This window comes from Nitrospirota bacterium (genome assembly GCA_016212215.1).
Taxonomy (GTDB): domain Bacteria; phylum Nitrospirota; class 9FT-COMBO-42-15; order HDB-SIOI813; family HDB-SIOI813; genus JACRGV01.
The window spans coordinates 1-26,044 of sequence record JACRGV010000033.1; the positions used below are offsets into that span (position 1 = coordinate 1).

The 26,044-nt window shown below is 41.2% G+C and carries 27 protein-coding genes; 15 read left to right on the forward strand and 12 right to left on the reverse strand.

Going from position 1 to position 26,044, the window contains the following annotated elements; translation table 11 throughout:
* The first annotated feature begins 261 nt into the window (after nt 1-261).
* From HZA08_03005 to HZA08_03065, 13 genes are all read left to right on the forward strand, one after another.
* A complete protein-coding gene (locus tag HZA08_03005; protein ID MBI5192395.1) occupies nt 262-2,340 on the forward strand; it encodes a PAS domain-containing protein in 2,079 nt (692 codons plus the stop codon).
* A gap of 72 nt (nt 2,341-2,412) precedes the next feature.
* Nucleotides 2,413-3,747 carry a sigma 54-interacting transcriptional regulator gene (locus tag HZA08_03010; protein ID MBI5192396.1) on the forward strand — a complete coding sequence of 445 codons (1,335 nt, stop codon included), beginning with the start codon at nt 2,413-2,415 and terminating at the stop codon, nt 3,745-3,747.
* Between the two features lie 258 nt (nt 3,748-4,005).
* The gene (locus tag HZA08_03015) at nt 4,006-4,200 is read left to right on the forward strand and encodes a hypothetical protein (GenBank protein MBI5192397.1); all 195 of its coding nucleotides are present in this window, start codon (nt 4,006-4,008) and stop codon (nt 4,198-4,200) included.
* Nucleotides 4,201-4,510: 310 nt separating this feature from the next.
* Entirely contained in the window at nt 4,511-6,259 is a 1,749-nt protein-coding gene (locus HZA08_03020) for a 2-oxoacid:acceptor oxidoreductase subunit alpha (GenBank protein MBI5192398.1), read from the forward strand.
* 14 nt (nt 6,260-6,273) lie between these two features.
* Nucleotides 6,274-7,176 (forward strand): 2-oxoacid:ferredoxin oxidoreductase subunit beta, encoded by a 903-nt coding sequence (locus HZA08_03025; GenBank protein ID MBI5192399.1) that lies wholly within the window; start codon nt 6,274-6,276, stop codon nt 7,174-7,176.
* A 309-nt stretch (nt 7,177-7,485) separates the two neighbouring features.
* Entirely contained in the window at nt 7,486-7,761 is a 276-nt protein-coding gene (locus HZA08_03030; protein MBI5192400.1) for a UPF0175 family protein, read from the forward strand.
* Nucleotides 7,762-7,765: 4 nt separating this feature from the next.
* The gene (locus tag HZA08_03035; protein ID MBI5192401.1) at nt 7,766-8,221 is read left to right on the forward strand and encodes a DUF3368 domain-containing protein; all 456 of its coding nucleotides are present in this window, start codon (nt 7,766-7,768) and stop codon (nt 8,219-8,221) included.
* Between the two features lie 330 nt (nt 8,222-8,551).
* Entirely contained in the window at nt 8,552-9,202 is a 651-nt protein-coding gene (locus HZA08_03040; GenBank protein MBI5192402.1) for a hypothetical protein, read from the forward strand.
* A 37-nt stretch (nt 9,203-9,239) separates the two neighbouring features.
* Nucleotides 9,240-9,662, forward strand: coding sequence for a hypothetical protein (locus HZA08_03045; GenBank protein ID MBI5192403.1), 423 nt, complete (start codon nt 9,240-9,242; stop codon nt 9,660-9,662).
* A 40-nt stretch (nt 9,663-9,702) separates the two neighbouring features.
* Nucleotides 9,703-10,395, forward strand: a complete 693-nt coding sequence (locus HZA08_03050) for a DUF4292 domain-containing protein (GenBank protein MBI5192404.1) — start codon at nt 9,703-9,705, stop codon at nt 10,393-10,395.
* Nucleotides 10,376-10,834 carry a membrane protein insertion efficiency factor YidD gene (locus HZA08_03055; GenBank protein MBI5192405.1) on the forward strand — a complete coding sequence of 153 codons (459 nt, stop codon included), beginning with the start codon at nt 10,376-10,378 and terminating at the stop codon, nt 10,832-10,834. The genes HZA08_03050 and HZA08_03055 overlap by 20 nt, the downstream gene beginning before the upstream one ends.
* A complete protein-coding gene (locus tag HZA08_03060) occupies nt 10,828-11,463 on the forward strand; it encodes a tetratricopeptide repeat protein (GenBank protein ID MBI5192406.1) in 636 nt (211 codons plus the stop codon). The genes HZA08_03055 and HZA08_03060 overlap by 7 nt, the downstream gene beginning before the upstream one ends.
* Nucleotides 11,464-11,698: 235 nt before the next feature.
* Entirely contained in the window at nt 11,699-12,571 is an 873-nt protein-coding gene (locus tag HZA08_03065; protein MBI5192407.1) for a tetratricopeptide repeat protein, read from the forward strand.
* A gap of 141 nt (nt 12,572-12,712) precedes the next feature.
* Here the strand turns inward: HZA08_03065 and rsmI are convergent, their stop codons facing one another.
* The 9 genes from rsmI to ccsB form a co-directional block, all read right to left on the reverse strand.
* Nucleotides 12,713-13,561 carry a 16S rRNA (cytidine(1402)-2'-O)-methyltransferase gene (rsmI, locus tag HZA08_03070; GenBank protein ID MBI5192408.1) on the reverse strand — a complete coding sequence of 283 codons (849 nt, stop codon included), beginning with the start codon at nt 13,559-13,561 and terminating at the stop codon, nt 12,713-12,715.
* Nucleotides 13,562-13,699: 138 nt separating this feature from the next.
* Nucleotides 13,700-14,254, reverse strand: coding sequence for a hypoxanthine phosphoribosyltransferase (gene hpt, locus HZA08_03075; GenBank protein ID MBI5192409.1), 555 nt, complete (start codon nt 14,252-14,254; stop codon nt 13,700-13,702).
* A 120-nt stretch (nt 14,255-14,374) separates the two neighbouring features.
* Nucleotides 14,375-15,982, reverse strand: a complete 1,608-nt coding sequence (gene tilS / locus HZA08_03080; protein MBI5192410.1) for a tRNA lysidine(34) synthetase TilS — start codon at nt 15,980-15,982, stop codon at nt 14,375-14,377.
* Nucleotides 15,983-16,237: 255 nt separating this feature from the next.
* Nucleotides 16,238-17,158, reverse strand: coding sequence for a bifunctional riboflavin kinase/FAD synthetase (locus HZA08_03085; GenBank protein MBI5192411.1), 921 nt, complete (start codon nt 17,156-17,158; stop codon nt 16,238-16,240).
* Between the two features lie 6 nt (nt 17,159-17,164).
* Complete coding sequence (gene hemB / locus HZA08_03090) at nt 17,165-18,142, reverse strand: porphobilinogen synthase (protein MBI5192412.1); 978 nt, start codon at nt 18,140-18,142, stop codon at nt 17,165-17,167.
* Nucleotides 18,143-18,217: 75 nt separating this feature from the next.
* Complete coding sequence (locus HZA08_03095) at nt 18,218-19,048, reverse strand: uroporphyrinogen-III synthase (GenBank protein MBI5192413.1); 831 nt, start codon at nt 19,046-19,048, stop codon at nt 18,218-18,220.
* The gene (gene hemC / locus HZA08_03100; protein MBI5192414.1) at nt 19,035-19,976 is read right to left on the reverse strand and encodes a hydroxymethylbilane synthase; all 942 of its coding nucleotides are present in this window, start codon (nt 19,974-19,976) and stop codon (nt 19,035-19,037) included. The genes HZA08_03095 and hemC overlap by 14 nt, the downstream gene beginning before the upstream one ends.
* A 110-nt stretch (nt 19,977-20,086) precedes the next feature.
* A complete protein-coding gene (locus tag HZA08_03105) occupies nt 20,087-21,397 on the reverse strand; it encodes a glutamyl-tRNA reductase (GenBank protein MBI5192415.1) in 1,311 nt (436 codons plus the stop codon).
* A gap of 19 nt (nt 21,398-21,416) precedes the next feature.
* Nucleotides 21,417-22,232: a c-type cytochrome biogenesis protein CcsB gene (gene ccsB / locus HZA08_03110; GenBank protein MBI5192416.1), complete on the reverse strand. Its 816-nt coding sequence runs from the start codon at nt 22,230-22,232 to the stop codon at nt 21,417-21,419.
* 77 nt (nt 22,233-22,309) lie between these two features.
* On the opposite strand from ccsB, the gene HZA08_03115 reads away from it, so the two are divergent.
* Both HZA08_03115 and HZA08_03120 read left to right on the forward strand, forming a co-directional pair.
* On the forward strand, nt 22,310-22,720 hold the full coding sequence (locus HZA08_03115) for a DUF192 domain-containing protein (protein MBI5192417.1): 411 nt from the start codon (nt 22,310-22,312) through the stop codon (nt 22,718-22,720).
* Nucleotides 22,721-22,772: 52 nt separating this feature from the next.
* Nucleotides 22,773-23,915, forward strand: coding sequence for a TIGR02710 family CRISPR-associated protein (locus tag HZA08_03120; GenBank protein ID MBI5192418.1), 1,143 nt, complete (start codon nt 22,773-22,775; stop codon nt 23,913-23,915).
* 63 nt (nt 23,916-23,978) lie between these two features.
* On the opposite strand, the gene HZA08_03125 is transcribed toward HZA08_03120, so the two are convergent.
* From HZA08_03125 to HZA08_03135, 3 genes are all read right to left on the reverse strand, one after another.
* Nucleotides 23,979-24,485, reverse strand: a complete 507-nt coding sequence (locus HZA08_03125; protein MBI5192419.1) for an ORF6N domain-containing protein — start codon at nt 24,483-24,485, stop codon at nt 23,979-23,981.
* A 26-nt stretch (nt 24,486-24,511) separates the two neighbouring features.
* Nucleotides 24,512-25,135: a GyrI-like domain-containing protein gene (locus HZA08_03130; protein ID MBI5192420.1), complete on the reverse strand. Its 624-nt coding sequence runs from the start codon at nt 25,133-25,135 to the stop codon at nt 24,512-24,514.
* Between the two features lie 338 nt (nt 25,136-25,473).
* Nucleotides 25,474-25,674 carry a hypothetical protein gene (locus HZA08_03135; GenBank protein ID MBI5192421.1) on the reverse strand — a complete coding sequence of 67 codons (201 nt, stop codon included), beginning with the start codon at nt 25,672-25,674 and terminating at the stop codon, nt 25,474-25,476.
* Between the last annotated feature and the right edge of the window lie 370 nt (nt 25,675-26,044).

Sequence of the window (26,044 nt, forward strand, 5' to 3'; positions counted from 1 at the left end):
CCCTGAGGGAGAGGGGGCTATGTTGATTCCCTCCCCTTCAAGGGGAGGGGTAGGGTGGGGATGGGGTTGATTTTCGGATGAACTCCCATGAACCGAGGGTTCACAAAGGGCCATGAAAATCAGCGGGACAAGAATGTCCCGCCTATCCTCAATCTCTGTGTGGATAGGCGGGGTTTTCTCACCCCGGCGTAAGTATTTTCGGGTGAAGAAATAAGAATTACATTTTGAATTTTATCTGTATTTTTCTAAGGAGACAGCTTGATGGAACAACTCAGGATTGAAGAACAGTTGAGGCATCGGATTGTGATAGAGACGATGCTGTCGGATATTTCAAGATTATTTATGTCTTCACCTGATATAGACCTCAATAATGTACTCAGGATAATAGGAGAGTGTGTAACAGCAAACAGGGCATATATATTTGAATTCAGCAAAGACGGCAGATTGATGAGCAATACTTATGAATGGTGCGATAACAAAACAACCCCTCAGATAGGAGGCCTTCAGGAGGTGGATGTTTCAATAGCACCGTGGTGGATGGCTAAACTCAAAGGCGGAGAGAATATTATTATACCGGACATTGATGCACTCCCTGCTGAGGCGTCCTCAGAAAAGGAAGTCCTCAAGGCTCAGGATATACATTCCCTTGTTGTGGTTCCTATCTGGTCAAAGGATGGCACCCTTACCGGTTTTATGGGATTTGATGATTGCGAAAATGTCCGTTCATGGTCTGAGGAGGATGTAAAGGTTCTTCGTGTTGTAAGTGATATAATATCGTATCATTTTACACATAAGAAGGCAGAGGATGCATTAAGGCAAAGTGAGGCAAGGCTTTCACGGGCACAAAAGATTGCACATCTCGGCAACTGGGAGAGAGATATTATAAAAGATAAGGTAACATGGTCTGACGAGGTATATAATATCTTAGGCATGACTTCCGGTAAATTCGGCAGAACTTATGATTTATACTTAGACTTCGTCCATCCTGATGATATTGCATCCGTGAAAAAATCGCTCGATGATGCATTATACGCCGGGAAACCATACAATATTGAGTACAGGATTCTTTTGCCTGATGGTTCTGAGAAGGTCGTTTCTTCAAATTGTGAAGTTATATTTGATAATAACGGCAACCCCGCGAAGTTGTTCGGCACGATACTCGATATTACCGAGAGAAGACGTCTTGAAGAACAACTCATGCATTCCCAGAAGATGGAGGCAATAGGCCGGCTTGCAGGCGGTATTGCCCATGACTTCAATAATATCATGACAGCGATAATAGGAAATGCTGATCTGATGCAGTTGAAGTTGGATGAAGGTAATCCGCTGATGGTTTTTGTTGAAAATATAATTTCATCCTCAGAAAGGGCGGTCAGCCTTACCCAAAGCCTTCTTGCATTCAGCAGGAAACAGATAACCAGTCTAAAGCCGGTAAATGTAAATGAGATAGTAAAGAAGGTTGATAAACTTCTTTTAAGGTTGATTGGTGAGGACATTGAACTCCATACGCATGAAAGTGTTTCTGAAGGAATGGTTGTTAATGCAGACAGTGTCCAGTTGGAGCAGGTTTTAATAAATCTTGCCACTAATGCGCGTGATGCAATGCCTAAAGGCGGCTTATTGAAGATTAGCACAGGAATGGCAGAGTTAGATGAGCAATTTGTAAAGGCTTTTGGTTACGGCAACCCCGGAAGGTACGCTGTTATCTGTGTTGAAGACTCGGGTATGGGGATGGATAACAAGACTATGAAAAAGATATTCGACCCGTTCTTTACTACGAAAGAGGTCGGTAAGGGGACAGGGCTTGGGTTATCAATTGTATATGGGATAGTAAAACAGCACAAAGGCTATGTTGAGGTCAGCAGTGAGCCTGATATTGGAACGAGATTTAATGTGTACCTGCCTTTAATTAATAAAGAGGTTGAAACCCCTGTTAAGAAAACACCGGTTGAACCGGAAGGCGGCAACGAAACCATACTTATAGCTGAGGATGATAATGACGTACGGGGACTCCTGAAAGATATGCTTGAGGGATTCGGATATAAGGTGATAGAGGCGGCAGACGGAGAAAAGGCAATCAGGTTATTTGAACAGAACCGTAAGAATATCCACCTTGTAATCCTTGATGTTATTATGCCGGGGAAAAACGGCAAGGAGGCCTTTGAAAAAATCAGGGAGATTAGACCTGATATAAAGACTATCTTTATGAGCGGGTATACATCAAATATTATTGATGAAAAGGGGATATTCAAAGAAGGACTCACATTTATTCAGAAACCTATAATGGCTAATGTACTTTTAAAGAAGGTAAGGGAAGTACTGGATGTTAACACACCTTAATGCCGTCATTCCCGAAGTTTTTATCGGGAATCCGATTTATAAGTCTTATCCATATTATAAGGATGGTAATTTATGTTTGAAAAGATAATCCTAAACTGCATAAGCGATGGTGTTCTGACCATTGACCTGAAGGGGAATATTGAATATGTAAACAAGGCCATGCAGGAACTTCTTGGGTATCCTGAGGAGGTACTGTTAGGGAACAGATGCGAAAAGTTTATTCAGAGCAATATATGTGCCTCTGATGACTGTATCCTCCGGCGGTCGCTTGCACAGAAAGAGAAAATCTCGAACTATGAGAGTTTTGTTGTCAATAAAGAGGGCAGGCGTGTTCCTGTAAATATTAATACTGACATTTTATATGATGACACCGGAAACATGATAGGCATTGTAGAGGTCTTCAGGGATATCGCCCAGTTAAAAGAGTTGAAGGAGAGGCTTACTGATTTATTTCAGTTTGAAAATATTATAACTAAAGACCGCAGGATGAAAGAGATACTCTCGATTCTTCCCTCAGTTGCACAATCAAAGAGTACAGTGTTGATACAGGGGGAGAGCGGTACCGGCAAAGAGCTTATTGCAAAGGCTATCCATAATAACAGCCTGCGGAAAGACAAACCTTTTGTGGCTGTGAACTGTGCGGCCATACCTGATACGCTTATTGAAAGCGAGTTGTTCGGTCATGTTAAGGGTGCATTCACAGGTGCCCATCAGGACAGGGTAGGGAGGTTTGAACTTGCGGATAATGGAACGATCTTTCTGGATGAAATAGGTGATATGAGTTTTCCTACACAGGCAAAATTACTACGGGTTATTCAGGAGGAAAAGTTTGAGAGGGTCGGAGGGTCAAAAACCATAATTTTAGATGTCCGTATAATTGCTGCTACCAATAAGAATCTGTTAAAAGAGGTAAGAGACGGCACTTTCAGAGAAGACCTCTATTATCGCCTCAGTGTTTTTCCTATTACACTGCCGCCATTGAGGGATCGCAGTGAGGATATTCCAATCCTCCTGACACATTATATTGAGAAGTTTAATAAAGAGATGAAAAAGAATATAAATAACATATCACCGCAGGCTATGAAGGTACTGCTTAATTATTTTTATCCTGGTAATATTCGTGAGTTGCGGAATATTATTGAACATGCCTTTGTGTGCAGCCTTGGAAATACCATAATGCCTGAACATCTTCCAAGTGAATTAGTGCATGAGACTAAGAAGTTGGATATATCACCTGATGGCGCCTCTTTAAACAATGTTGAGAAAGAATGGATACTGAAGGTCCTTGATAAATCAGGATGGAAGTACCAGGCAGCAGCAAGGGAACTTGGTATCAGCCGTACAACCTTGTGGCGTAAGGTTAAGATTTATGGATTGAACCATAAGAAAAGACCTGTTCATTATTGAAACGATAGTTCCATTTAGAAACGTATATTGTGAAACCTATTAACCTGTTGTAACATCTGGCTTTGAAACTCACCTTAGTTTATTTTCATCCATAATGTTTAATTGTGAAACAAGCACTATTTTTGCAATGCTTTGCAACTTCTTGATTTTAAAGATATTTATCTTTAGCACGGTTCTTGCTCTTATATATTTATAAATATCTTGAATACAGGGGAATAGGCCCCTGACAAGATAAAGGGCAAAGGAATGGTGATTAAAATGAATTGTCCAAAGTGTAACGGCCTTATGATGTACGAAAAGTTTATGGATATGGCTGAAACAAGTAGTTACTATTTCTACGGCTGGCGCTGTGTCTTCTGCGGCAACGTTATAGACAGCACAATAATGGCAAACAGGATCTCCAAAGACCGTCAAACAGAGGTAAAAAGGAGACGGCTGAAGAGGGCAGGGTAAGGTTTAAGGCAGGTAATAGGTAAGAAGTTAGAAGCAAGATTGCTGATGAAAATGAGGCCCCCTCACCCGGACCCTCTCCCGCCAGGGGAGAGGGAGGCTAACGTTTATTCCCTCCCCTTCAAGGGGAGGGTTAGGGTGGGGATGGGGTTTATTTTCGGATGAACGCTCATGAGCCAGGGAGCACAAAGGGACATGAAAATCAGCGGGACAAGAAAGTCCCGCCTATCCTCATAGAAATGGATAGGCGGGGTTTTCTTACCCCGCCGGAGGGATTTTCAGATAAACAATAAATTTAAAGGAGGGATAAAAATTGCCTAACGATCTCATTATCAGAATTGCTGGCGAAGGCGGCGAAGGTGTAATCAGTTCAGGGGATTTTTTGATGCAGGCGGCTGCAAGGCTTGGGGTGGAGGTTGTTACCTTCAAGACCTTTCCCTCAGAGATTAAGGGGGGCTATGCCCTTTCTCAGGTCAGGGTATCTGAAGAACCCATACTTTCACAGGGGGACTCATTTAATATCCTCGTAGCATTTAACGGCGAGGCGTATGCTGTAAATAAAAAGTCCCTTACCCCCGGGACTGTTCTTGTATATGACTATCCCGGCGGTGATTTTGAGCCTGAGGAACATCCTGGCGTCCATAAGTACCCTGTTCCTATGAGCAAGATAGCTAAAGACGTTCTTACCAGTTATATCTCAAAGAACATGGTTGCACTCGGTGCTGTTGCAGAGCTTTTTGGTATTGGAATGGAGAGCCTTAAATCCTCCATTCACGATAAATTTATCAAGAAGGGTATGGAGATGGTTGAAACAAATTACAAGGCGATTGATGCAGGGGCAGATTACGTAAGAAAGAACCTTAAAAAGACTGACCCTTTCATGTTTCCAACTACACGCCCGCGTAAAGATACAATCATACTTGAGGGAAATCAGGCGGTTGCACTCGGGGCGCTTACTGCCGGATGCAGGTTCTTCTCTTGCTATCCGATTACACCGGCTACCTCTATTGCAAACTACCTGACGGAATTAATGCTTCAGGTAAATGGTTACGTTTACCAGGCAGAGGATGAGATTGCATCCATTGGTAATTGTGTTGGGGCCTCTTTTGCAGGCGTTAAGACAATGACCGCAACATCCGGTCCGGGGCTTGACCTGATGTCCGAGTTGATAGGACTTGCGGTCATGGCTGAACTGCCGTTAGTAATTGTTGACGTCCAGCGCGGTGGGCCAAGCACAGGTATGCCGACCAAGCATGACCAGTCAGACCTTTTTGCTGCATGTTTCGGTTCGCATGGCGATACGCCAAAGATTGTTCTTGCGTCATCAGATGTAGAGGAAAATTTCTACATGACTATTGAGGCATTTAACCTTGCTGAACAATATCAGACGCCTGTTATCCTTCTGACTGATGCTTCATTGGCTATACGTGTAGAGGCAATTCCAACACCTGACCCATCTAAGATAAAAATTGTAAACCGTACAGTGTATCAGGGCAGTATTGAAGAAGGTGAAAAGTTTCAGAGATATAAGGTAACAGAGAGCGGTGTATCTCCGATAGGTGTACCGGGAACTTTCGGTGCAGCGTATGCAGCAACAGGTCTTGAACATTCTGAGGACTCCGGCCCAAGGACCAATCCCGAGACCCGTACGATGATGACTGAAAAACGTTGGAGAAAGATTGCGAATCTGGAGAACGAGTGGAAGCCTGTTGAAAGGGAAGGGGATAGTGATGCTGATGTAGGAATTATAAGCTGGGGACTGACCCAATCGGTTGTAAAAGAGGCGGTTCAACGGCTGAGGGCAAAAGGTCTGAAGGTGGCTGCATTATACCCAAAGATGCTGTGGCCTTTGCCCGTAAAGGCAATTGAGTCTTTTTCAGCATCAGTAAATAAAGTGCTTGTTCCTGAGGCCAATTATCAGGGACAGTTAGCAGAGTTAATCAGTGCAAAAACATCTGTGAAACCTGTAAAATTTAATGTATTCAGGGGTGAACCTTTTATACCGGCGGAGATAGTGAAAAAGGTTGAAGAGCTATATGAACTTGAAAAGGCAGGAGTGTAAAGGAGGGGATATTGATGGAATTGACAGTATTGAATAATAATGTCCAGTTAAAACCCAAGGAGTACAGGAGTACAATCGAGCCTACATGGTGTCCTGGTTGCGGAGACTTTGCAGTAACAGCGGCTATCTGCAATGCATTCAGCTCGCTTGGGGTAAATCCTGATAATGCAGTCCTTGTTTCGGGGATAGGGTGTTCCAGCCGTCTCCCGCTCTGGATGAGGAGCTTTGGATTTCACTCATGTCATGGAAGGGCGGTGCCTGTAGCAGTGGGAATGAAACTGTCACGTCCGGAATTATTAATTGCTATTACTATTGGAGATGGTGATGCCTATTCAATTGGCGGAGGACATTTACCACATGCCGCACGCAGAAACATAGACCTGACACTGATCGTAATGGATAACCAGATTTACGCATTAACAAAAAAACAGGTTTCACCAACAAGCCGTGAAGGGATGAAAGGGAGTCTTACACCATTCGGGACGCTCGATTCTCCTATGAATCCCTTGACACTTATGCTGACCTACGGGGCAACATTTGTGGCACAGGCATTTGCAGGTAATCCAAAGGTCACAGGGGATATAATCAAACAGGCTATTGAACACAAAGGCTTTTCTTTCATAAACATCATCTCCCCATGCCCGACCTTTAACACAATAGACACATTTGAATATTACAGACCCAGGATTTACAGTATCGAAGATCTTCATGCTGATAAGACAGACAGGATAAATGCCTACGAGCTTGCAGAAAGCTCCCTTGACCACACAAAAAATCCTGAGGCAAAAGTACCGGTTGGAGTTTTTTATAAAGTAGATAAACCGACTTACGATTCCAAGGTAGCCGTATTGAAGGTTAAATACAAAGGCACAGATACACCGGATCTAAAGGCCATTTATAATAGATTCAGGGCGTAAAGACAGTTATCGGTGAACAGTAAACAGTTATCAGTTAAAAGCATCCCGTTTTAAATCCCCCCTTTTCTAAAGGGGGGAAAAGATTTTGACATAACATCTTGCCATTCTGCCTGACTCATCTTCTATAAGCATAATAATGTCCTTTCCCTTCATAATGCCTCCATTTTGGGGAAATCATTTTAGCATTCTAATCTAATAGGACATTTCTAATTTGTTATTACAATTGGACGTATTTATCTTGCTTTAATTTTATCTCTGTGCTAAATATGAGGGCACAAATACCTTTTTAAATTATAGAGGAGACATAAGATGGAAAAGGAAATGGTGACTATAAACATCCCTTCTGAAATCCTGCCTTTAGTAGCAAGGAAGAGAAAGGATGTTCCATCACGGGTTTTTGAATTTCTGATACTTGAACTCTACAGATTAGGGGATATATCCAGCGGCAAGGCCGCTCAGTTGCTTGAAATGGAACGCTTTGAATTTGTACGTTTTGCTTCACGACTCGGAATTCCCTTTATTGATTTGGAAAGAGAGGAACTTACGAAGGATTATAAACAGGCTCATAAGGTGGCAGGAAAATAAATAGATGATAGTCTCTAATTCAAGTTGTCTGATAATCCTTGATAAACTTGGGAAGCTGGCTCTGCTTGAAAAACTTTACACCACGATTTCAATTCCATTGGCGGTAATGAATGAAGTATTCAAAAATAAATCGGTTCCAAACTGGATCAAAGTAGTGGAAATAAAGCAGCCTATTGCACCCAGAATATTAGAGAAGAATCTTGGGATTGGCGAGAGTGAGGCTATTGGTTTAAGCCTCGAATTATATGCTGACCTTTTAATTCTTGATGATCTGGCTGCAAGAAAGGTTGCAGGAGAATTAGGGATAAATATTACTGGTGTTATCGGCATACTTTTGGAAGCAAAGGAAAAGGGGCTGATACAAAATCTGAAAGAATATTTAGATAAAATGCTGAAACATGATTTCAGGATATCAAAAGCAACATATGATTTAGCAATAGAACTGGCCAAAGAAAAGTAAGCGGTTAATTAATCCCATCTTCATAGGCAGATGGGTCTACGACAAATTTATGGGTATAGAAATTCAAAAAATTGTTGACAACAAAAAAATGTTTTGTTAATATCCTACCCGATTCTAATCCAAAATAGATAATTTTACTAGATTGTTGAGAAATACTTGTTAAGATTAGGCAGTAAAGTGTTTCAACAGTCTTGCGTCTTTAGGGTGGTGGGGAAATGGAACCTGTAGTAACACCATGTAGAAATAATGGAGATCTTTATGACATCAACTCAGGGCTAACAAGAATACAGGATACTACAATATATCTTGAACTTGAAAAGGGGAAAAATCATGAAGAACATTAGAGGACGAGTAATATCCATTAGGTTAGGAGTGGCCTTATCAATAATACTTTCTATTTCTTTCTTTTTGTTCAGTGCTTGTTCACATACAATGATAGCAACTCCAAGATTATCTGAGGGTAAGTATTTGGGGAAAAAAATACCTCTCAATGTTGGCATCTATGTTTCTGATAGCTTTAAAAATTATTCTGTCTCTGAATCTAATTCAGGCGATACATGGAATTATCCAAACTTAGGTTCAGCTAGTGCCAATTTATTTAAATCAGGTTTAACTGAGATATTTGAGAAAGTAGAACAGGTTGAGGGAAAGCCACCTTATGCAAAATCAGAACAATTTAGTATCCACGCAGTTATTGAACCAAATATTGATAAGTTCTACTTTGATATTCCGATAACAAAATTTCAGATTTATCCGGCTAGTATTGTATATAGGGTTATTATATATGACCCAAATGGGGAACTTATTTTTGAAAAGATAATTGAAGGTATTGGAGACACAAGGGGTAATCCAGGTTTTGATTTTAGTACAAATCCGTCCAGGTCCGCCACGAAGGCAATAGAAGATGGAGTGAATAAGTCGCTAGATGCAATTATGTCTTCAGAAAAAATAAAAACGTATGCTTCTGAGAAGGCAAAGTAACTTTATGTAACCTAATACAAATAAGGAGGATAATATTATGGATTATTTTCTTAAAAGGAATACTTTTTATTCTTTAGTCTCTATTTTATTAATCGCCTCATTCCTGACGGTTTCAATAATAGTTCCTACTGTTGTGAATGCTGAGGAACAATCTTCAACTCCATGTGTGGATGCAAGACTGGAGGCTGATATAAGAGTAAATAGATTTGCATGGGCAATCCCTGGATTCTTGTGCGGTATTTTTGGATTTGCAATTGCCTATGCTACCGAACCTGTTGTACCTGTTGATAAGATTATTGGAAAATCAGATGATTATGTAAGAGAGTATTCACTTTGTTATAGAGAAGCTGCCAGGAAACACCAATGGGAGAGTGCTTGTGTTGGGTGGGCTATCGGAACTTCCGTTGCATTGATAATGATATCATCCGCTAACTCAACTAGCACAAGCTCAGGATACTAAGAAATACACTCATTAAAAAGTATTTTTCCAAGATAAAACTGTGATTTCATTCTTAATAAGTACATTAATACCGATAACTTTTTTCTTTAATACACTCACAACTAATTTTGAAAGAACTGTTATTGAAAATAATAAAGAAGAGATAACCAAGGGTGTTATCTATTATCAATCTGAACAAAAAATAACAGTAGAAATACAATATCCTGTAAAACAGGTTCTAATTTTCCATAAAAATAAGTTGGAACTTTTCTATCCGGATAAAAACAAAGTTCTTATCTTATCCTCTGAAAGTTCATTTCCCCTGGCCTTTCTTTATAATTTTCTTTATGCACTAAAAGAAGATTTTGGTTTGTCAGAAATTGGGTATAAAGTAAAGAATCACGAATTCAAAAATAATATTATTTATACAAATTGGGTGCTATCTGTCAATAACTCAGATAAAGAAGAAAATTATTATTTTATAATTGGAAAGGAGAAAGAAATGATTGTTTCTGCAGAGTCAAAGAATTCAAAGGGGCAATTGCTGCATAAAATAGAATTTAAAAATCATGTTAAATTAGATAAAAAATACTTCCCCTCTGAAATTATTTCCGTTTACAACAATGAATCAGGTAAAGAATCAACAAAAGAAATAGTAAAATTCTCAGAGATAGAAATTAATAAAAAGATACCCGATAAAATTTTCAATTTCAAAATACCGTTGGATGCAAAAATTGAAGAACTACACATGTAAAGGATCGTTATATGCAATATTATTTCCTGGTATATCCTTCTTTTGCCTTTGTATCTATATTTGCCACCCGCAAGTATCAAATGCCGGCTCCAGAAGTAATATAGAATTCCTCTCCTTACAATATAATCATGAAACCTTTATTAAGCCTTCAAATGAATCTTTAATTGAATATAAGGAAACTTCAGAGGCAAAGTTATTCTTTTTAAAGATAATTCATGGTTATCAAACAATTCTTTCAAAACAGGATAAACCGTCGTGCAATTTCAATCCAAGTTGTTCAAGATTTGGGAAAAGGGCAATAGAACAATTTGGAGTTATCCAGGGGATACTTATGACATCGGACAGGCTTCAAAGATGTAACGGCTATAGAAGATATTATCCAATAGATATTAAAACAGGATTGGCCATTGACCCGATAGAAAAATATGCCTTATGGTAAAAAAGACACTTATTATATACTTTATTAATTTATTGATGCTTCTTGTTCATCCTTATGTTTCTAAGGCACAGGAACTTAATTATTTTTCCCCAACAAAGATTAAAAATTATGCTGATTATTTATTCAATGAAGGAGACTATTTAAGGGCTGCCTCTGAATATCAGAGGTATTCTTTTACAATATCAGATAGTAAAGAAACAGCCTTGTATTTGGTGGGCCTTTCTTATAGGAAAGGTAGGGAATATCAAAAGGCTATTAAAAATTTTTCAGATATATTAAATGATTACCCTGATAGTAAACTGTTGCCTTCTGTTTACTATCAACTAAGCCTTGCTTATATAGAAAATATGCAGTTTATGGAATCATTAAGTTTATTACATAATACGATTGAGAGAGATAATAATAATAAAACGGAAATGAATAAGCTAATCTTTTTAAAAGGCGTCACCTATCTGAACTTAAAAAAATGGGATATGGCAATAATGGAATTTGATTCAATTAATCTTAATAATGAAAAAGAATCATTCAATGATTATGTGAAGCAGTATAGAAGCTATTCAATAAAAGGTAAAAACCTTAACTACAAGAGTCCAACTTTATCTGGAATAATGTCTGCGGTTATTCCATGAACCGGGAAAATATATTGCAATAGAATAGCAGATGGAGCAACTTCATTTCTAATCAACACCCTTCTGGGTACGTTAGCTTATACTTCATTCAAAAATGATGGGAGTACATCAACAAGGGGATGGATTTATGGAACTTTCTTTACAATATTTTATTCAGGAAATATATATGGTTCAGTTGTTGCCGCAGAAAACTATAATATAGAAATTGATGAAGCTATTCTCAAGAAAATGAAAAATGAACTACCATATCCGGACGATTTTTAATTTAATTATCTTTTTACTATTTATCACTGTTAGTGATAGTTATGCAAACAGTCTCCTTAAAACGGGTGACCAGTTCCTGCAAAATTCTAACTATGATGAGGCTATTACAGAATATAAGAGATTTATCTTTTTTCACAAGGAAGACCCTCTCGCAAGTTATGCCTATTATCAAATTAGTCAGGCATATAGGGAATTAAATAATTGGGATGAAGCGATTAGTGCAATAAATAAAAGTATTTATCTTACAGAAGATGATTTGCAAAAGGAATTGTGGATAATTGATAAAGCAGTAATCCTTATTGCAAGCAGTAACCACAGTCTGGCCCAACAGGAATTGTTAAAATTATATTATTATACTGAATATTCAGATGTGAAACGGCAATCATTATATTATTTGATTATAGACTTCATATTCCTCCATGACTGGAAATCTGTACAAGAATATCTTCATATATATGTTAGAAACTATTCAAGCGATGAAACTACTTCTGCAATTGCTATAGATCATTTATCAGATGAGGTTAGGCTTTTTCGCTATAAATCTGAAAGTAGAGCAAAATTTCTTTCTACTTTTTTACCTGGTGCCGGACAAATTTATTCAGATAACTTGTGGGATGGCATAAAGTCACTCGGAACCAATGTAACTTTTGCAACAATCTCCATTAATCTGCTACAGGATGGCCTTTATACGGATGGGGCTATGGTATTCCTGTTCTTTTTTAGCAGATATTATATGGGAAATCGTTATCAGGCTGTACAATCAGCGAAAAAGCATAATAATGATATAGACAAAAAACTTGAAAGAATTTATTTTGAATTCCTAACATCAAAATTTGAAATTTAAAGTAGATGAAAATTAGTAGATTAAATGGTGACAGTAGAGGACTCCTGTTTTCACCAGAAATTCTCCGTTTCAAATCCCCCTCACCCCCCTTTTCTAAAGGGGGGAAAAGATTATTACCTACAGTCTATAGTCTATTAGACATTACCTAACGTTACTTCCGCTCACTAATAAAATTGCTTCTTTATAAACCTTGTTTCTTGGAATGTCGAGGTCAGCGGAGGCTTTGCTGACGGCGTCTTTGAGGCTCATCCCCTTTTCCTCTATAAGTATTTTCAGATAGTCCTGTAAATTGATACCATCTCCGGCACCTTCAATCTTTGCCCCTTCAAGTATTATTGTAATCTCACCCTTCAGTTTCCTGTTGGAGATTCTGGCAATAATCTCAGACACCCTGCCTCTTATAATCTCTTCAAATACCTTGGTAAGTTCTCGAGTTATGGCTATCCTTCTGTCCCCTGATATTTCCTTTATATCTTCGAGAGTTGATAATAGCCTGTGAGGGGCTTCGTAAATTATGATAGTGCGGTGTTCTGTTAATAGGGTTCTGAGTTTCTTTTGTCTTGCAACACGTTTTACCGGCAGGAATCCTTCAAACGCGAAGGAATCCGTCGGAAGGCCTGATATGGAAAGAGCTGCAATAGATGCTGTTGGGCCGGGTATAGGAGAGATAGTAATTTCCTCTTCAATTGCCCGATTTATAAGATAGTATCCGGGGTCTGAAATCCCAGGCGTCCCGGCATCAGACACAAGTGCAATATCATTCCCTTCTTTTAACCGGCCTATAAGTACCTCACCCTTTTCTTCTTTATTGTGGTCATGGTAACTCGTCTGAGGTGTATAAATATTGTAGTGCTGGAGCAATACCTGAGTATGCCGTGTATCTTCAGATGCAACTACCTGAACTGATTTCAAGACATTGAGCGCACGAAGCGTAATGTCTTCAAGATTGCCGATTGGCGTGCTGACTATGTAGAGAATGCCTGTTTTCATCTGAAGATAAACCCCATCCCCACCCTAACCCTCCCCTTGAAGGGGAGGGAATAAACTTGGCACCCTCTCCCTCAGGGAGAGGGTCCGGGTGAGGGTGGGTCATTTTCCTTCTAACTTCTTCCTTCTTGCTTCTAACTTCTATCTATGATTCAGCAATTCATCCGCTTCGTGTTCATCCAACACCGCAATATATGGTAAATTCCTGAAGTTGTCCTGATAATCAAGGCCGTAGCCGATTACAAAATTATTGGGGATTGTAAATCCAACATAGTCAATAGGGGTTTCGTATTTTCTTCTTTCAACCTTATCAAGCAGGACACACAGCTTGATTGTCCTCGGTTTCTTTGACTTTATAGTCTTATATAAGTAACTCAATGTTAGTCCTGAATCCACTATATCCTCTACAATAAGGACGTCCTTATCTTTGATATCTGCTGAGAGGTCTGCAATTATCTTCACAGCATTGGAAGATGTAGTACCCGGGCCGTAGCTTGAGACCATCATAAAATCTACGCTTACAGGAACATGGATATTTCTGACCAGGTCTGCAAAAAATATGTATCCCCCCTTTAAGATGCAGATCATTACAAGGTCTTTGCCGTCATAATCTGCTGAAATCTTTGTCCCAAGTTCTTTGATCCTTTTTTCAATCTCCCGTTGTGTAATAAGGGGCTTGCCGAATATCCGTTTCATTATAGTTCCTTTCTGTTTTATCCGAAAATACCGTTTTTGTAACCGTTGTTAGTCATGGTTCGACAAGCTCACCATGACACCAAGGCTGTCATCCAGAGCTTGTCGAAGGATGACTCTTTTTCATGCCGCACTTCTGAATGTCTTTACCTGTAATATCTTTTCTGAAGAAGGTTTAACCTTAAATCTCTCATCAGTTCTGTAACCGACAACCCACATAACACTGCCGGAAGATGAAAGAAGGATTGGAATCCTTTCCCTCTCTCCTGCAGGAATCTTCAAATCTATAAAATATTCTTTTATCTTTTTCTTATGCCCGCCCATATCTGCCGGACAAAAAAAATCTCCTGACCTGCGGTTACGGATTATTATGGGCAATACTGTATCATTAATGGGAAAACATGCCTCATGTTGCATATAAGTACTGTTACTTTTATCATAAACATGGCGGTCAAGTATAGTTGTACTCACTGTTATCCCTGCCTCACGTATATGTGTGTCACCCGGAACTGTAACCTGATATGAAAATTGTATAGGTTGGATTTCACTCGAAATTCTCCATTGCCCACCCCCACCTTGACCCTCCCCCCTCAAGGGGGAGGGGATACTATGTTTTAAATATAACCTGAGGTGTCCCTTGTCCTTATTTACAATTAAACCGGCAGGAAGATGAATCTCCCCGGCCTCATTACTTTCAAGCAGGTTTAAAGCATCTTCAACATGTTTAAAAGATAAATCAACAGCACCTTCTCCGGCTATCGTCTCGACAGCATACCGTATAATCCGCCGCCTGACAGGAATCGCAAGTGGAGCAAGCGATGCGATATTAAACTGTACTGATCTATGCCCACCCTCCCCCTCACCCCCTCCCGTCAAGGGAGGGGGAAAAAGCATAGCACCCTCTCCCCTCAATTGCGCATCTAATGTCCCCTCCCCCCGCGGGAGGGGATTAAGGGGAGGGGGAACGAATGCCGTATTTTCACAAACAGCGATATCTTTATAAATTTTTCTCACATAATTATCAAGGAATACATCTTCATCCCTGAGCACTTTAAGGTTCCTTAATATAGTATCCATTATATTTGGATTAAATTCTTTTGCAAGATAAGGGAGAAGTTCTATGCGTATCTTATTCCTCAGATAAACAGTGGTAAGGTTCGAAGAGTCAATCCTGTATCTGATTTTCCTTTCAGAAAGGAACTCATTAATCTCCTCACGGCTGATCTCTATGAGGGGTCTGATTATCTTATCCCTGACCGGTGGTATGCCTGACAGGCCGGATGTACCGGAGCCCCTGATTAGTCTCATTAAAAATGTTTCAACCTGGTCGTCTGCTGTGTGGCCAAGTGCAATCCGTGATGCATTAATCTCGTCAGCAATCCTATTGAAAAACTTATAACGATATTTACGTGCACCGGCCTGCTTTGATAATCCCGACTTTTTAATATAAGAAGGAATATCTGCATATTCTGAATGAACCGGAATCCCAAGAGATGTTCCGAGTGATTCTACATACTCAGCATCTTCTTCAGCCTCTGTTCCCCGAAAGCCGTGATTGAGATGGGCAATATGAAGGGTTAAATCATATTCGGCCTTCAAGTCATTTAAAATATGAAGAAGGCACACAGAGTCCGGGCCGGAGGACACACCGACAAGCACTGTGTCACCATGAGTAAGCATGTTATGGCGTTTGATAGTTTCTTGTGCTTTTTTTAGGATTGCGTAGTTCATACAAAAATCACCTCCGGCGGGGTTGGAAAACCCCGCCTATCCCTATCTACGAGGATAGGCGGGACTTTCTTGTCCCGCTGATTTTCATGGCCATTTGTAAGACCCCTGTCTCATGGCGGTTCACTCGAAAATCTCCATAGCTCACCCTCCCCCTAACCCCCTCCCGTCAAGGGAGGGGGGAATTTGGATTGTCTTTACTATTCACTATTCACTGTCTTACTTCTTACCTCTTGCTTCTACCTTCAGCCTATATACCTATTTTAAAATCTCCTTCGCCTTCTCTACGTCATCCTTAATCTGCCTAATTAGGGATTCTCGGTCATCGAATTTCTTCTCTCCTCTGATAAGTTTTACAAACTGTACCTTCAGGTGTTCATGATAAAGTATGCCGGCAAAATCAAACAGGTGTACCTCAACAGCAATCTTATCACCTGCAAATGTCGGCTGTTTACCGATATAGCAAGCGCCATTCAGTTTCTCAGCTCCATGTAAAACACTTACAGCATATATCCCGTTCATCGGAAGGGTTTCATCTACTGTATATATATTTGCAGTGGGATAACCAAGTCCCATACCCCTGTGATGGCCAGGGGTGACAACCCCTTCTATTGAATAATAACGGCCCAGTAATCCGGCGGCCTCATCAACTTCCCCTTTGCTTAAATGTTCTCTTATCCTTGAACTGCTTATCCTGCGGCCATTCTCCTCAACCTGTTCCATCACGTAAACAACAAAATTAAAGATTTCCCCCCTGTTTTTCAGTAATTCTATGTCTCCTGCCCTGTCTTTTCCGAACTTATAGTTATCACCCACAAAAATGACTTTAGCATCAAGTTTTTCATATAGTATTTCTTCAATGAACTCCTCTGCTGTCTGTTTTGCAAACTCCTTTGTAAAATTCAGGCAGACTACTGCATCAATTCCAAGTGACTGGAAAATGTCTAATTTTTCCTGGAGTGATGTCAGGCGTTTAGGTGCCTTTTCAGGTCTTAATACCTGAAGCGGATGAGGTTCGAATGTTACTACAACACTCGTCCCGGCAATTTCTTTTGATAATTTTATTACCCTGTTCAGTAATTCCTGATGCCCGAGGTGGACACCATCAAAATTACCGATAGTGACTACTGATCTGACAAGACCATGTGGTATTGCTGTAAGATCCCTGATTATGTTCAACTAATATTACTCTCCCTGTAAAATCCGTGCAGCGTCTTTTGCAAAATATGTAAGTATTATATCAGCGCCTGCCCTTTTTATTGATGTGAGTGACTCCATCATGGCCCTTGTTTCATCTATCCAGCCGAGTCTACCCGCTGCCTTTATCATGGAGTATTCACCGCTCACATTGTATGCTGCAACTGGAATATCCCATCTGTCTTTAATCTGACGTATTATATCCAGATACGGCAGAGCAGGTTTAACCATCACAATATCCGCACCTTCTTCTATATCAAGGGCTGTCTCCCGCATGGCCTCCCTCGCATTGGCCGGGTCCATCTGGTAAGACCTCCTGTCTCCGAATTGAGGAGTTGATTCTGCTGCCTCTCTGAAAGGCCCGTAAAATGCTGATGCATATTTTGCTGAATAAGACATGATGGGAATATGCTCAAACCCTTCCCTGTCAAGGGCGGCACGGATGGCAGACACCCTGCCGTCCATCATATCCGATGGGGCAATAATATCCGCCCCTGCCTCAGCATGTGAAACAGCCTCTTTTGCCAACAGCTCAAGCGTCGCATCGTTAAGTATCACGCCGTCTTTCACCACGCCGCAATGGCCGTGACTTGTATACTCACACATACAAACATCCGTGATTACAAGAAGCTCAGGAACACTGTCTTTTATTGCCTTAACAGCCTGCCGGATTATGCCTTTTTCAGCATAAGCATCTGTCCCCATCTCATCTTTATGTTCAGGTATACCAAATAAAATAACTGCAGGGATGCCAAGACTGCATACCTCCTTTGCCTCTCTTATCAGATTGTCAACAGAAAGCTGAAAAACATCCGGCATTGAACTGATCTCATTTTTTACATTAGTTCCATGCACAGCAAAAAGCGGATAGATAAGATTATCTGCTGAAAGACTTGTCTCCCGCACCATCCTCCTATGCACCGCCGTCGCCCTCATCCTTCGTAACCGTGTTATTGGAAATTTCATTGAATGACCTTTGCTCCCCCTCCCCTTAATCCCCTCCCGCCAGGGGAGGGGAGATTGTTTTCCTATTTCTTACTTCTAACTTCTTGCTTCTAACTTCTTACCCTGATAAAACCCCGCTATTGCTTCCGCCAAGTCATCTATAGTAAACCTCTCCGGCACAATATCCACATCCATGCCATATTTCTTAACTGAATCTGCTGTAACAGGGCTTATACATGCCAGTTTAATCCCTTTGAGTAGTATTTTATATTCCTCAGTCCCAATGAATTCAATAAAATTTCTTACTGTTGACCCGCTTGTAAATGTAACTACATCTATCTCTTTCCTGCTTAACATATCTTTAAGTATTGTAGCATCAGTATCGGGTTTGACGACCTTGTACACAGGCACAACATCTACATTCAAACCCATCTTTATAAGTTCATCCGGTAATAACTCACGGCCAACCTGCGCCCTTGGTATAAGAATCTTTTTCCCTATGCCGGCCATACCCTTAAACCCTTTTACTATAGCCTCTGCCCTGAACTCCTGCGGGACAAAATCTACATGCACACCATAAGGTTCAACAGCATCTGCTGTCTTAACACCCACAGTACATATCTTTACATCATAAAAGGCATCACTGACATACTTACCAAGCTCAGTTATCCTCCCCATAAAAGAATTCACACCATTTACACTCGTAAAAATGACCCAGTTATAATCATGCAGATTTTCTATAGCACAATCTGCTGAATCCCAACTGTCAGGCGGTGCAACAGAGATAACCGGAAACTTTACAGGTTCCCCGCCAAGTGCTGTAATAAGGACGGCAAGCTCCGCTGATTGCTCAACAGGTCTTGTAATCAGTATCCTTTTCCCCTTTAACGGCCCCTTTAACGGGTAGACCTCTTTAGCCTTTTCCATACACTTCCCTCAAAATCTCCTCGCCGCCCTGCGAGAGGAGGCTTTCAGCAAGGGCAATGCCGATTTCTTCAGGATTTTCTTCGGAACCATTTTTCATATCCCTGACCATCCTCTTTCCATCAACAGAGGCAATGAATCCTTCTATCTCAATCCTGTTCCTGGTTATTACTGCATAAGCCCCGATTGGTACCTGACAGCCGCCCTCAAGCCTTTTAAGAAATCCCCGCTCTGCCCTGACACACACACTGCTCTCCCTGTGGTCAAGCCATGCAATCATATCAAGAACCTCCCTGTCTGCCTCCCTGCACTCTATACTTAAAGCACCCTGTCCGATTGCCGGTATGCTCAAGTTTACAGGCAGGAATTCCGTAATCTTGTCAGCCCATCCAAGCCTTATAATCCCGGCAGCAGCAAGTATTATTCCATCAAACTCACCGGATTCCAGTTTCTTTATCCTGGTATCAAGGTTGCCTCTTAGCGGGGATATTTTGAGGTCAGGCCGCTGATTCAGTAATTGGGATATCCTTCTCAGACTGCTTGTACCGATATGAGCACCTTCCGGCAGATGAATAAAGCTTATCCCACCCCTTGAGATCAGGACATCCCGTGGGTCCTGCCGTTCTGTTATCGCTGCCATGCAAAGCCCGGCTGGAAATACCGTAGGCACATCCTTCATACTATGAACTGCTATATCAACATCATGTCTCAGCAGGGCATCTTCTATCTCTTTAACAAAAAGCCCCTTGCCGCCCACCATTGCAAGCGGGACATCTGTAATCTTATCCCCGGTAGTCTTAATCTTTGTAATGGTTACAGTCAGACCGGGGTGTCTGGACTCAAGCAAAGATTTTATATGCTCTGCCTGCCATAATGCCAGTTGACTCCCCCTGCTTCCGATTCTAAGTTTTTTCATGAATAATAACCCCATCCCCACCCTAACCCTCCCCTTGAAGGGGAGGGAATATTTATCCGTAATCTAACTTCTAACTTCTAACTTCTAACTTCTTGCTTCTAACCTCTCACCTCTGACTCCTCTGCTCACTCCTCATCCGACTCCCCTCCTGTCCCATTCCCGATCAATTTTACATCAAGGTCAAAGAGTTTTTTTACTGCCTCTGCATACAGCACGCCGTTTGTGGAATTTGCCTGCATCTTCAGTGCAACAAGGGGGTTATGGAGTATCTTATTTACTATGGAACTTGTGAGGGCATCAATAGCCTGCATGTCTTCCGGTGAAAGTGACCTCAGCTTTCCCATCACCCTCTCGATCTCCCTTTTCCTGATATCCTCCATCCTGTCACGCAGTGCTACAATCGTTGGGACAACTTCAAGGGACTTAAACCATTTTAAAAATGTCCCGACCTCTTCTTCAACGATTTCCTCTCCCTTATCCGCCTCATCCCTCCTTGCCCGGAGGTTTGTCTGAACAACTGCCTGAAGGTCATCTATATCATACAAAAATACATTATCAATCTTATTAATCTCAGGGTCAATATTCCTCGGCACGGATATGTCAATCAGAAATATAGGCCGCCCCCTCCTCTTATGAATAATCTCCTTCATGTTCCCATAACGGATAACATAATCCGGGGCACCTGTTGAACATATAACCACATCCACATGCACCATCTCAAGAAGAAAATCCTCAAACCTCACAACCCTTCCATTATATGCCTGTGCAAGATGAACAGCCCGTTCATAGCTCCTGTTTGAAACCACGACCTCCTTGATACCATTGCTGACTAAATACTGTGCCGCAAGTTCAGCCATCTCTCCTGCACCAACGAGCATACCGCTCTTATTCCTCAGACTGCTGAATATCTTTTTGGCAAGTTCAACCGCCGCAAAGCTGATGGATACAGCGCTTTCTCCTATCTTAGTCTCTGTCCGTACACGTTTTGCCGCTGATATAGCCTTTTTGAACAGCTTGTTCAGTACAACGCCGGTTGTCTTATTCAGCAGTGCAATATCATAGGCATCTTTTACCTGCCCGAGAATCTGTGTCTCACCGAGTACCATTGAATCAAGGCTTGAGGCAACCATGAATAAATGCCGTGCCGCACCTTCATCTTTATGAGTGTACAGATGCTCGGTTAACCATTCCATAGCCATGTCAGGGTGACAGGAATGGAGAAACTCTTTTATCCTTGCCACACCAATCTCAGGGCTTTCCACAGTCACATAAATCTCAACCCTGTTACAGGTAGACAGTATTACACATTCCATTATGTCATTGGAAGACTTCAGCTTTAAGACATTCTTTTCAAGCTCCTGGCCTGAGAAAGAAAGTCTTTCCCTGACCTCTACAGGGGCTGTCTTATGGCTGAGACCTACTAAGATTATGTCCATTGAACTCTCACAACCCTCATTAAAAAGTGTGTCTCCCATGCAGGAGTATATTTACTCCAACAAAGGTAAAGACCACTCCTATGAATCCGATTACTGCCATGTATGCCGCCTTTTTTCCCTGCCATCCCGCAGACATACGAACATGGAGTAAGGCAGCATAAAAAAGCCACACTATCAGAGACCATGTCTGTTTCGGGTCCCAGTTCCAGTAAGTACCCCAGGCAAACTCCGCCCAGATGGAACCGGTAAGGATACCAAGTGTCAACAAGGGAAAGCCAAAGGATATGGCACGGTAGTTGAGGTCATCCAGAAGGTCGAGGGAAGGGAGTTTATAATAGAGTATGTTAAAACTCTTTGACTTGAGGAATCTATCCTGCATGAGATACATCAATCCCGCAAGAAAAGAGATGGAAAAGGCAGTAGCCCCCATAACTGCAAGTATTGTGTGAATCCCAAGCCATGAACTCTGAAGTGCAGGGTCAAGCTTTTTTATATCCATAGGCAGTGCAGCAGAGGATATAAGAGATATAAACGTAAGCGGTATTACAAAAGAGCCGAGTACATAAACCCTGTATTTATATTCAATCAGAAGAAACGCAAGTACAAGCACCCATGAAAAAAACGACATGGCCTCATGCAGGCTTGTAACCGGAATATAGGACGCCTCAATTGACCTGGTTATAAGTGCGGCAGTATGAAAAAGAAATCCCAGCCCTGTTATTGCAAAAGAATACCTCTTAGGAGTTTCATTCCTGCTTAGCAGATAGTATAAAAAAGATGCTGTCCCGAAAAAATAGACAACAATAGCTATTTTAAAAAAGATAATATTTAACATGGGTATTTTTCAGCTTCAACTAAATTATCTTAACTTTATTTGAAAACTGCTGTCAATGTTAATATAATAATCAGGTCATGAAACCTAAGGGGAAACCATTTAAAAAATTTATATATAGTTTTGTACCCGCATCTTTAATGAGCCTCCTGTTAATAAACAGCGTGTCTTTCAGCAGCGAACACGGTAAGGTCAAATTTAACATCGCCGGTAAAAACTATACCCTTCTGACAGCATCCACTCCATCAGAAAGGTATAAAGGGCTTTCAGGCATTTCTAAATTGAAAGATGCCGACGGCATGATCTTTTATTTTAACCCGGCGCAAAGTACCGCCTTCTGGAACAAAAACACCCACTTAGACCTGGAGCTTATCTGGATACGTAAGGGAAAGGAAGCCGGCCGTAACACCTTGCCGTCAGAAGACAAGGCCGGCTTAATCAACCTACAATCACCCGGAGAGGTTGATGCTGTGGTTGAGCTGGTGAGATAAACATGAATTGTTGTTTGACCATGTCCGTCAAATTTAGTATTATGCCGGTATCATGCCACAAACAAGAGCACTTTTAATATCAGTAAGTGAAAGTCCTGAGTCCGTCATTTATTCTATTAATGACCTGAAGCCGGAGTGTCTCTGTTTCTTTGCCTCGGAAGAGACCAGACATGTTATCAATGATGTTATCCTGCCTCAGATACAAGAACGTCCTGCATGGATGGCGGAGATTATTACAGCAGATTCTTATGACCTCCTGACCTGCTACAGGGCTATCACAGAAAAGTGGACAGAGATTCAGAAGAACTGGAGGCTTGAACCGGGCGACTGGGTTGTTGACTATACCTGCGGTACAAAGCCTATGGTTGCGGCCATTATCCTTGTGACGATAGACTACTCATCAGGACTTAGATATGTAAGTAGTAGTGACCTTACAAATGAAAGCCGCCAGTTTAACCCTTGGGATGAGCTTGCAGTAAAAGAGAGACAGGAGGCCGCAGTTCTATTCAGACGGGGCCGCTATTCACAGACTGCAGATATATTCAGGGGTTTGACACAGAGGGTAAGCGGCGGGGAAAAACAGCTCTATAAAGTCCTTGCTGAAATTGCTGAGGGTTATGGCCTCTGGGATAATTTCCAGTATAAACAGGCATGGGAGAGATTAAAACCATCACAAAAAGCCCTTGAGATGGCAACACTTTTTGGGGGGCCGCCCGGTGTTAAGGCACTTGTAACAAGACTTAAAGATAATCTCGCCATTCTTGAAAAACTGGCAATCGGAATGCCCGGTATTCAGCAGGAACATTTTCTTGATCTCATGTCAAACGCAAAACGCCGTGCTGAGCTGGAAAATAAATATGACGATGCCATAGCCCGCCTCTATCGTGCACTTGAGGCGTATGCACAAATAAGACTTGCATCTCATAATATAGACCTCTCAGATGCCATTAAAGAACAGGAACCTGTAATTGCCGCATACACCCTGATGGAAAAGGCCGGTGACTCAGCAGGAAAGACATTTTCTGATAACCTCCCTCAGATAAAACTTCTCTTAGACTCAAGAAACAAATCCATCCTTGCCCATGGCTCTGAACCCGTCAAACGTGAGAGATATGAAGAGCTGTACAAACTCATATTAAAGATAAGCAGTCTGGGGGAAGAGTCTATTCCGAAGTTTATAGAGATAACAGTGTAAAATTAGAAGCAGCTATCCATAAAAATATTAAGGCTTGTACTGCTGCAAAATGCTAATCAGGATTTAAAATCCAATCCTCTTTCTTTTCTTCTGAGGAGGCTCTATTAATTGCTTTATTGCCTCAAAGACAACCTTGAACTGATAATCATATTTCTTTTCCATCTCCTCGATTTTTTGCTTCAGGTCCTTGTGAGTTTCAATCATCTCCCTTATCTTTGTAAATATCCTCATGATCTGGATATTTACTTGAATAGCCATTTTGCTGTTCAGCACACTTGAGAGCATTGCAACCCCATTTTCTGTGAAGGCAAAAGGAAGATATTTACTATGCTGACCTCTTTTTAAGGTGCCAAATTGGCACCTTAAAAGTTCAGTGTATTCTTCCTTTGTCAACTGGAACATAAAATCCTCTGGAAATCGTTCCATGTTTCTCTTAACAGCACGGTTAAGGAGTTTTGTTTCAACCCCATAAAGACCTGCAAGCTCACTATCCAGCATCACCTTTTTGCCTCGTATAATAAGTATCTTATTCTCTATTATCTGCTGAGGTACAACTTCTGTGTTCTGCATAATAAACTCCGTTTTCTTATGTTTATTTACTCCCCTGTTCTCTTCTCAATCGGCTGCCTTATAATTGTTTTCCACTTTTCAGGTGCAGCCTTTCTAACGTCACTTAAATATATCTCGTGATGTTTGCCGGATAATCTGAAACCTTTTTCTTCGATAAACGCATGAATCCTTTCAATCGTTGGTCCTTCCTCTGAAAATGGCCCGATGTGCATTATCTGTGCTGACTTACCTTCGGAGAATGTTTCAAATCGTATCTTTGACAACGCCGGCAGACCCTTTTTCTTTACCGCCTGAGAAATTGCTTCATCAACAAGAACGGCAGTTACATGCTCAGGCTGCATAATCATAATTGTCCACTTCCACTTATCTTTATTTTCATTAAACCTCAACATATCATCCGCCCACCATAAACCTTCCAGCGGCATGACTCCATAATCAATCCCTTCCTTATCTTTTTTGATCATAAACTTTAAAGTGTAGGAAGCAGTAAACAGGGCTTCAATTGCTTCATGGAATGCCTGTGAATTATTCGGATCCCCCTCTCCATCAATCATAAGAAAATTCATCTCAGGAACATCTACAATAGTGACTTCCTTTGATGAAGAATTGTACAAATGTTTCAAATCTTTTTTGTAATCAATTTTCGCCATAAATCCCTCACTTGTTAATCATACGCAAGGTTCACTCGAAAATCACCCCATCCCCACCCTAACCCTCCCCTTGAAGGGGAGGGAATAAACTAAGCACCCTCTCCCTCAGGGAGAGGGTCCGGGTGAGGGTGGGGTTTTCATTGCCCTTTGTGATCGCCCCGTTCATGAGGGTTCACTTGAAAATCTACATAGCTCACCCTCCCCCTACCCCCCTCCCGTCAAGGGAGGGGGAATTCACTTTTGCCTCAGTTAACCTCTCCTTGAGTTGCCTTGCTATTGCGTAGTCTTGATGGGTCATTCAAACCTCCCAAATGGCATGAGCACCAACAATAATAAAATCAGCCTTTACTGCGGATAATCCTGACAACATCTCTGCGAAGTCTTGGTTCATAGTCCAGTCCTTCTTTAAATGCCCATGCCTGTAATGTTAATTGCCACACCATCTCAACTCTTTGAGAAGGAGACTGGCTTCTTATATAGTTATCTTCATCTTTATCATGCAGATGTATTAAACGTGTTGGGTAATGTGAACGGTCCATTATTTTTATCCGGGTAATTTTACTGACCTCATTGTAGGATAAATAATTTTGATAAGCAAGGAGTTACCCTCTGGCATCCCATATCTCATCAGGCACATCTGATCCCCAAACCACAATAACCGTTATCCTCCCATTTGACAGCCGCTATGCAATACGATAACATCCTCGCAGATATATAATAAAGATATATTCAGCCTTTTTAAAATGAAAAACAACGGCTTTTGTAATCCTAAGGGTCTGTCATGAAATAAGTTGTGCATTTAGGCGCTCAGATTTCGGTCAGGTTTGAGTGCGACCGATTGAGCAAACCCGAAGGCGTAGTTGAATCTACGCTGAGGGGTTGCGATTGAGGAGCACACAAAGATGGCCG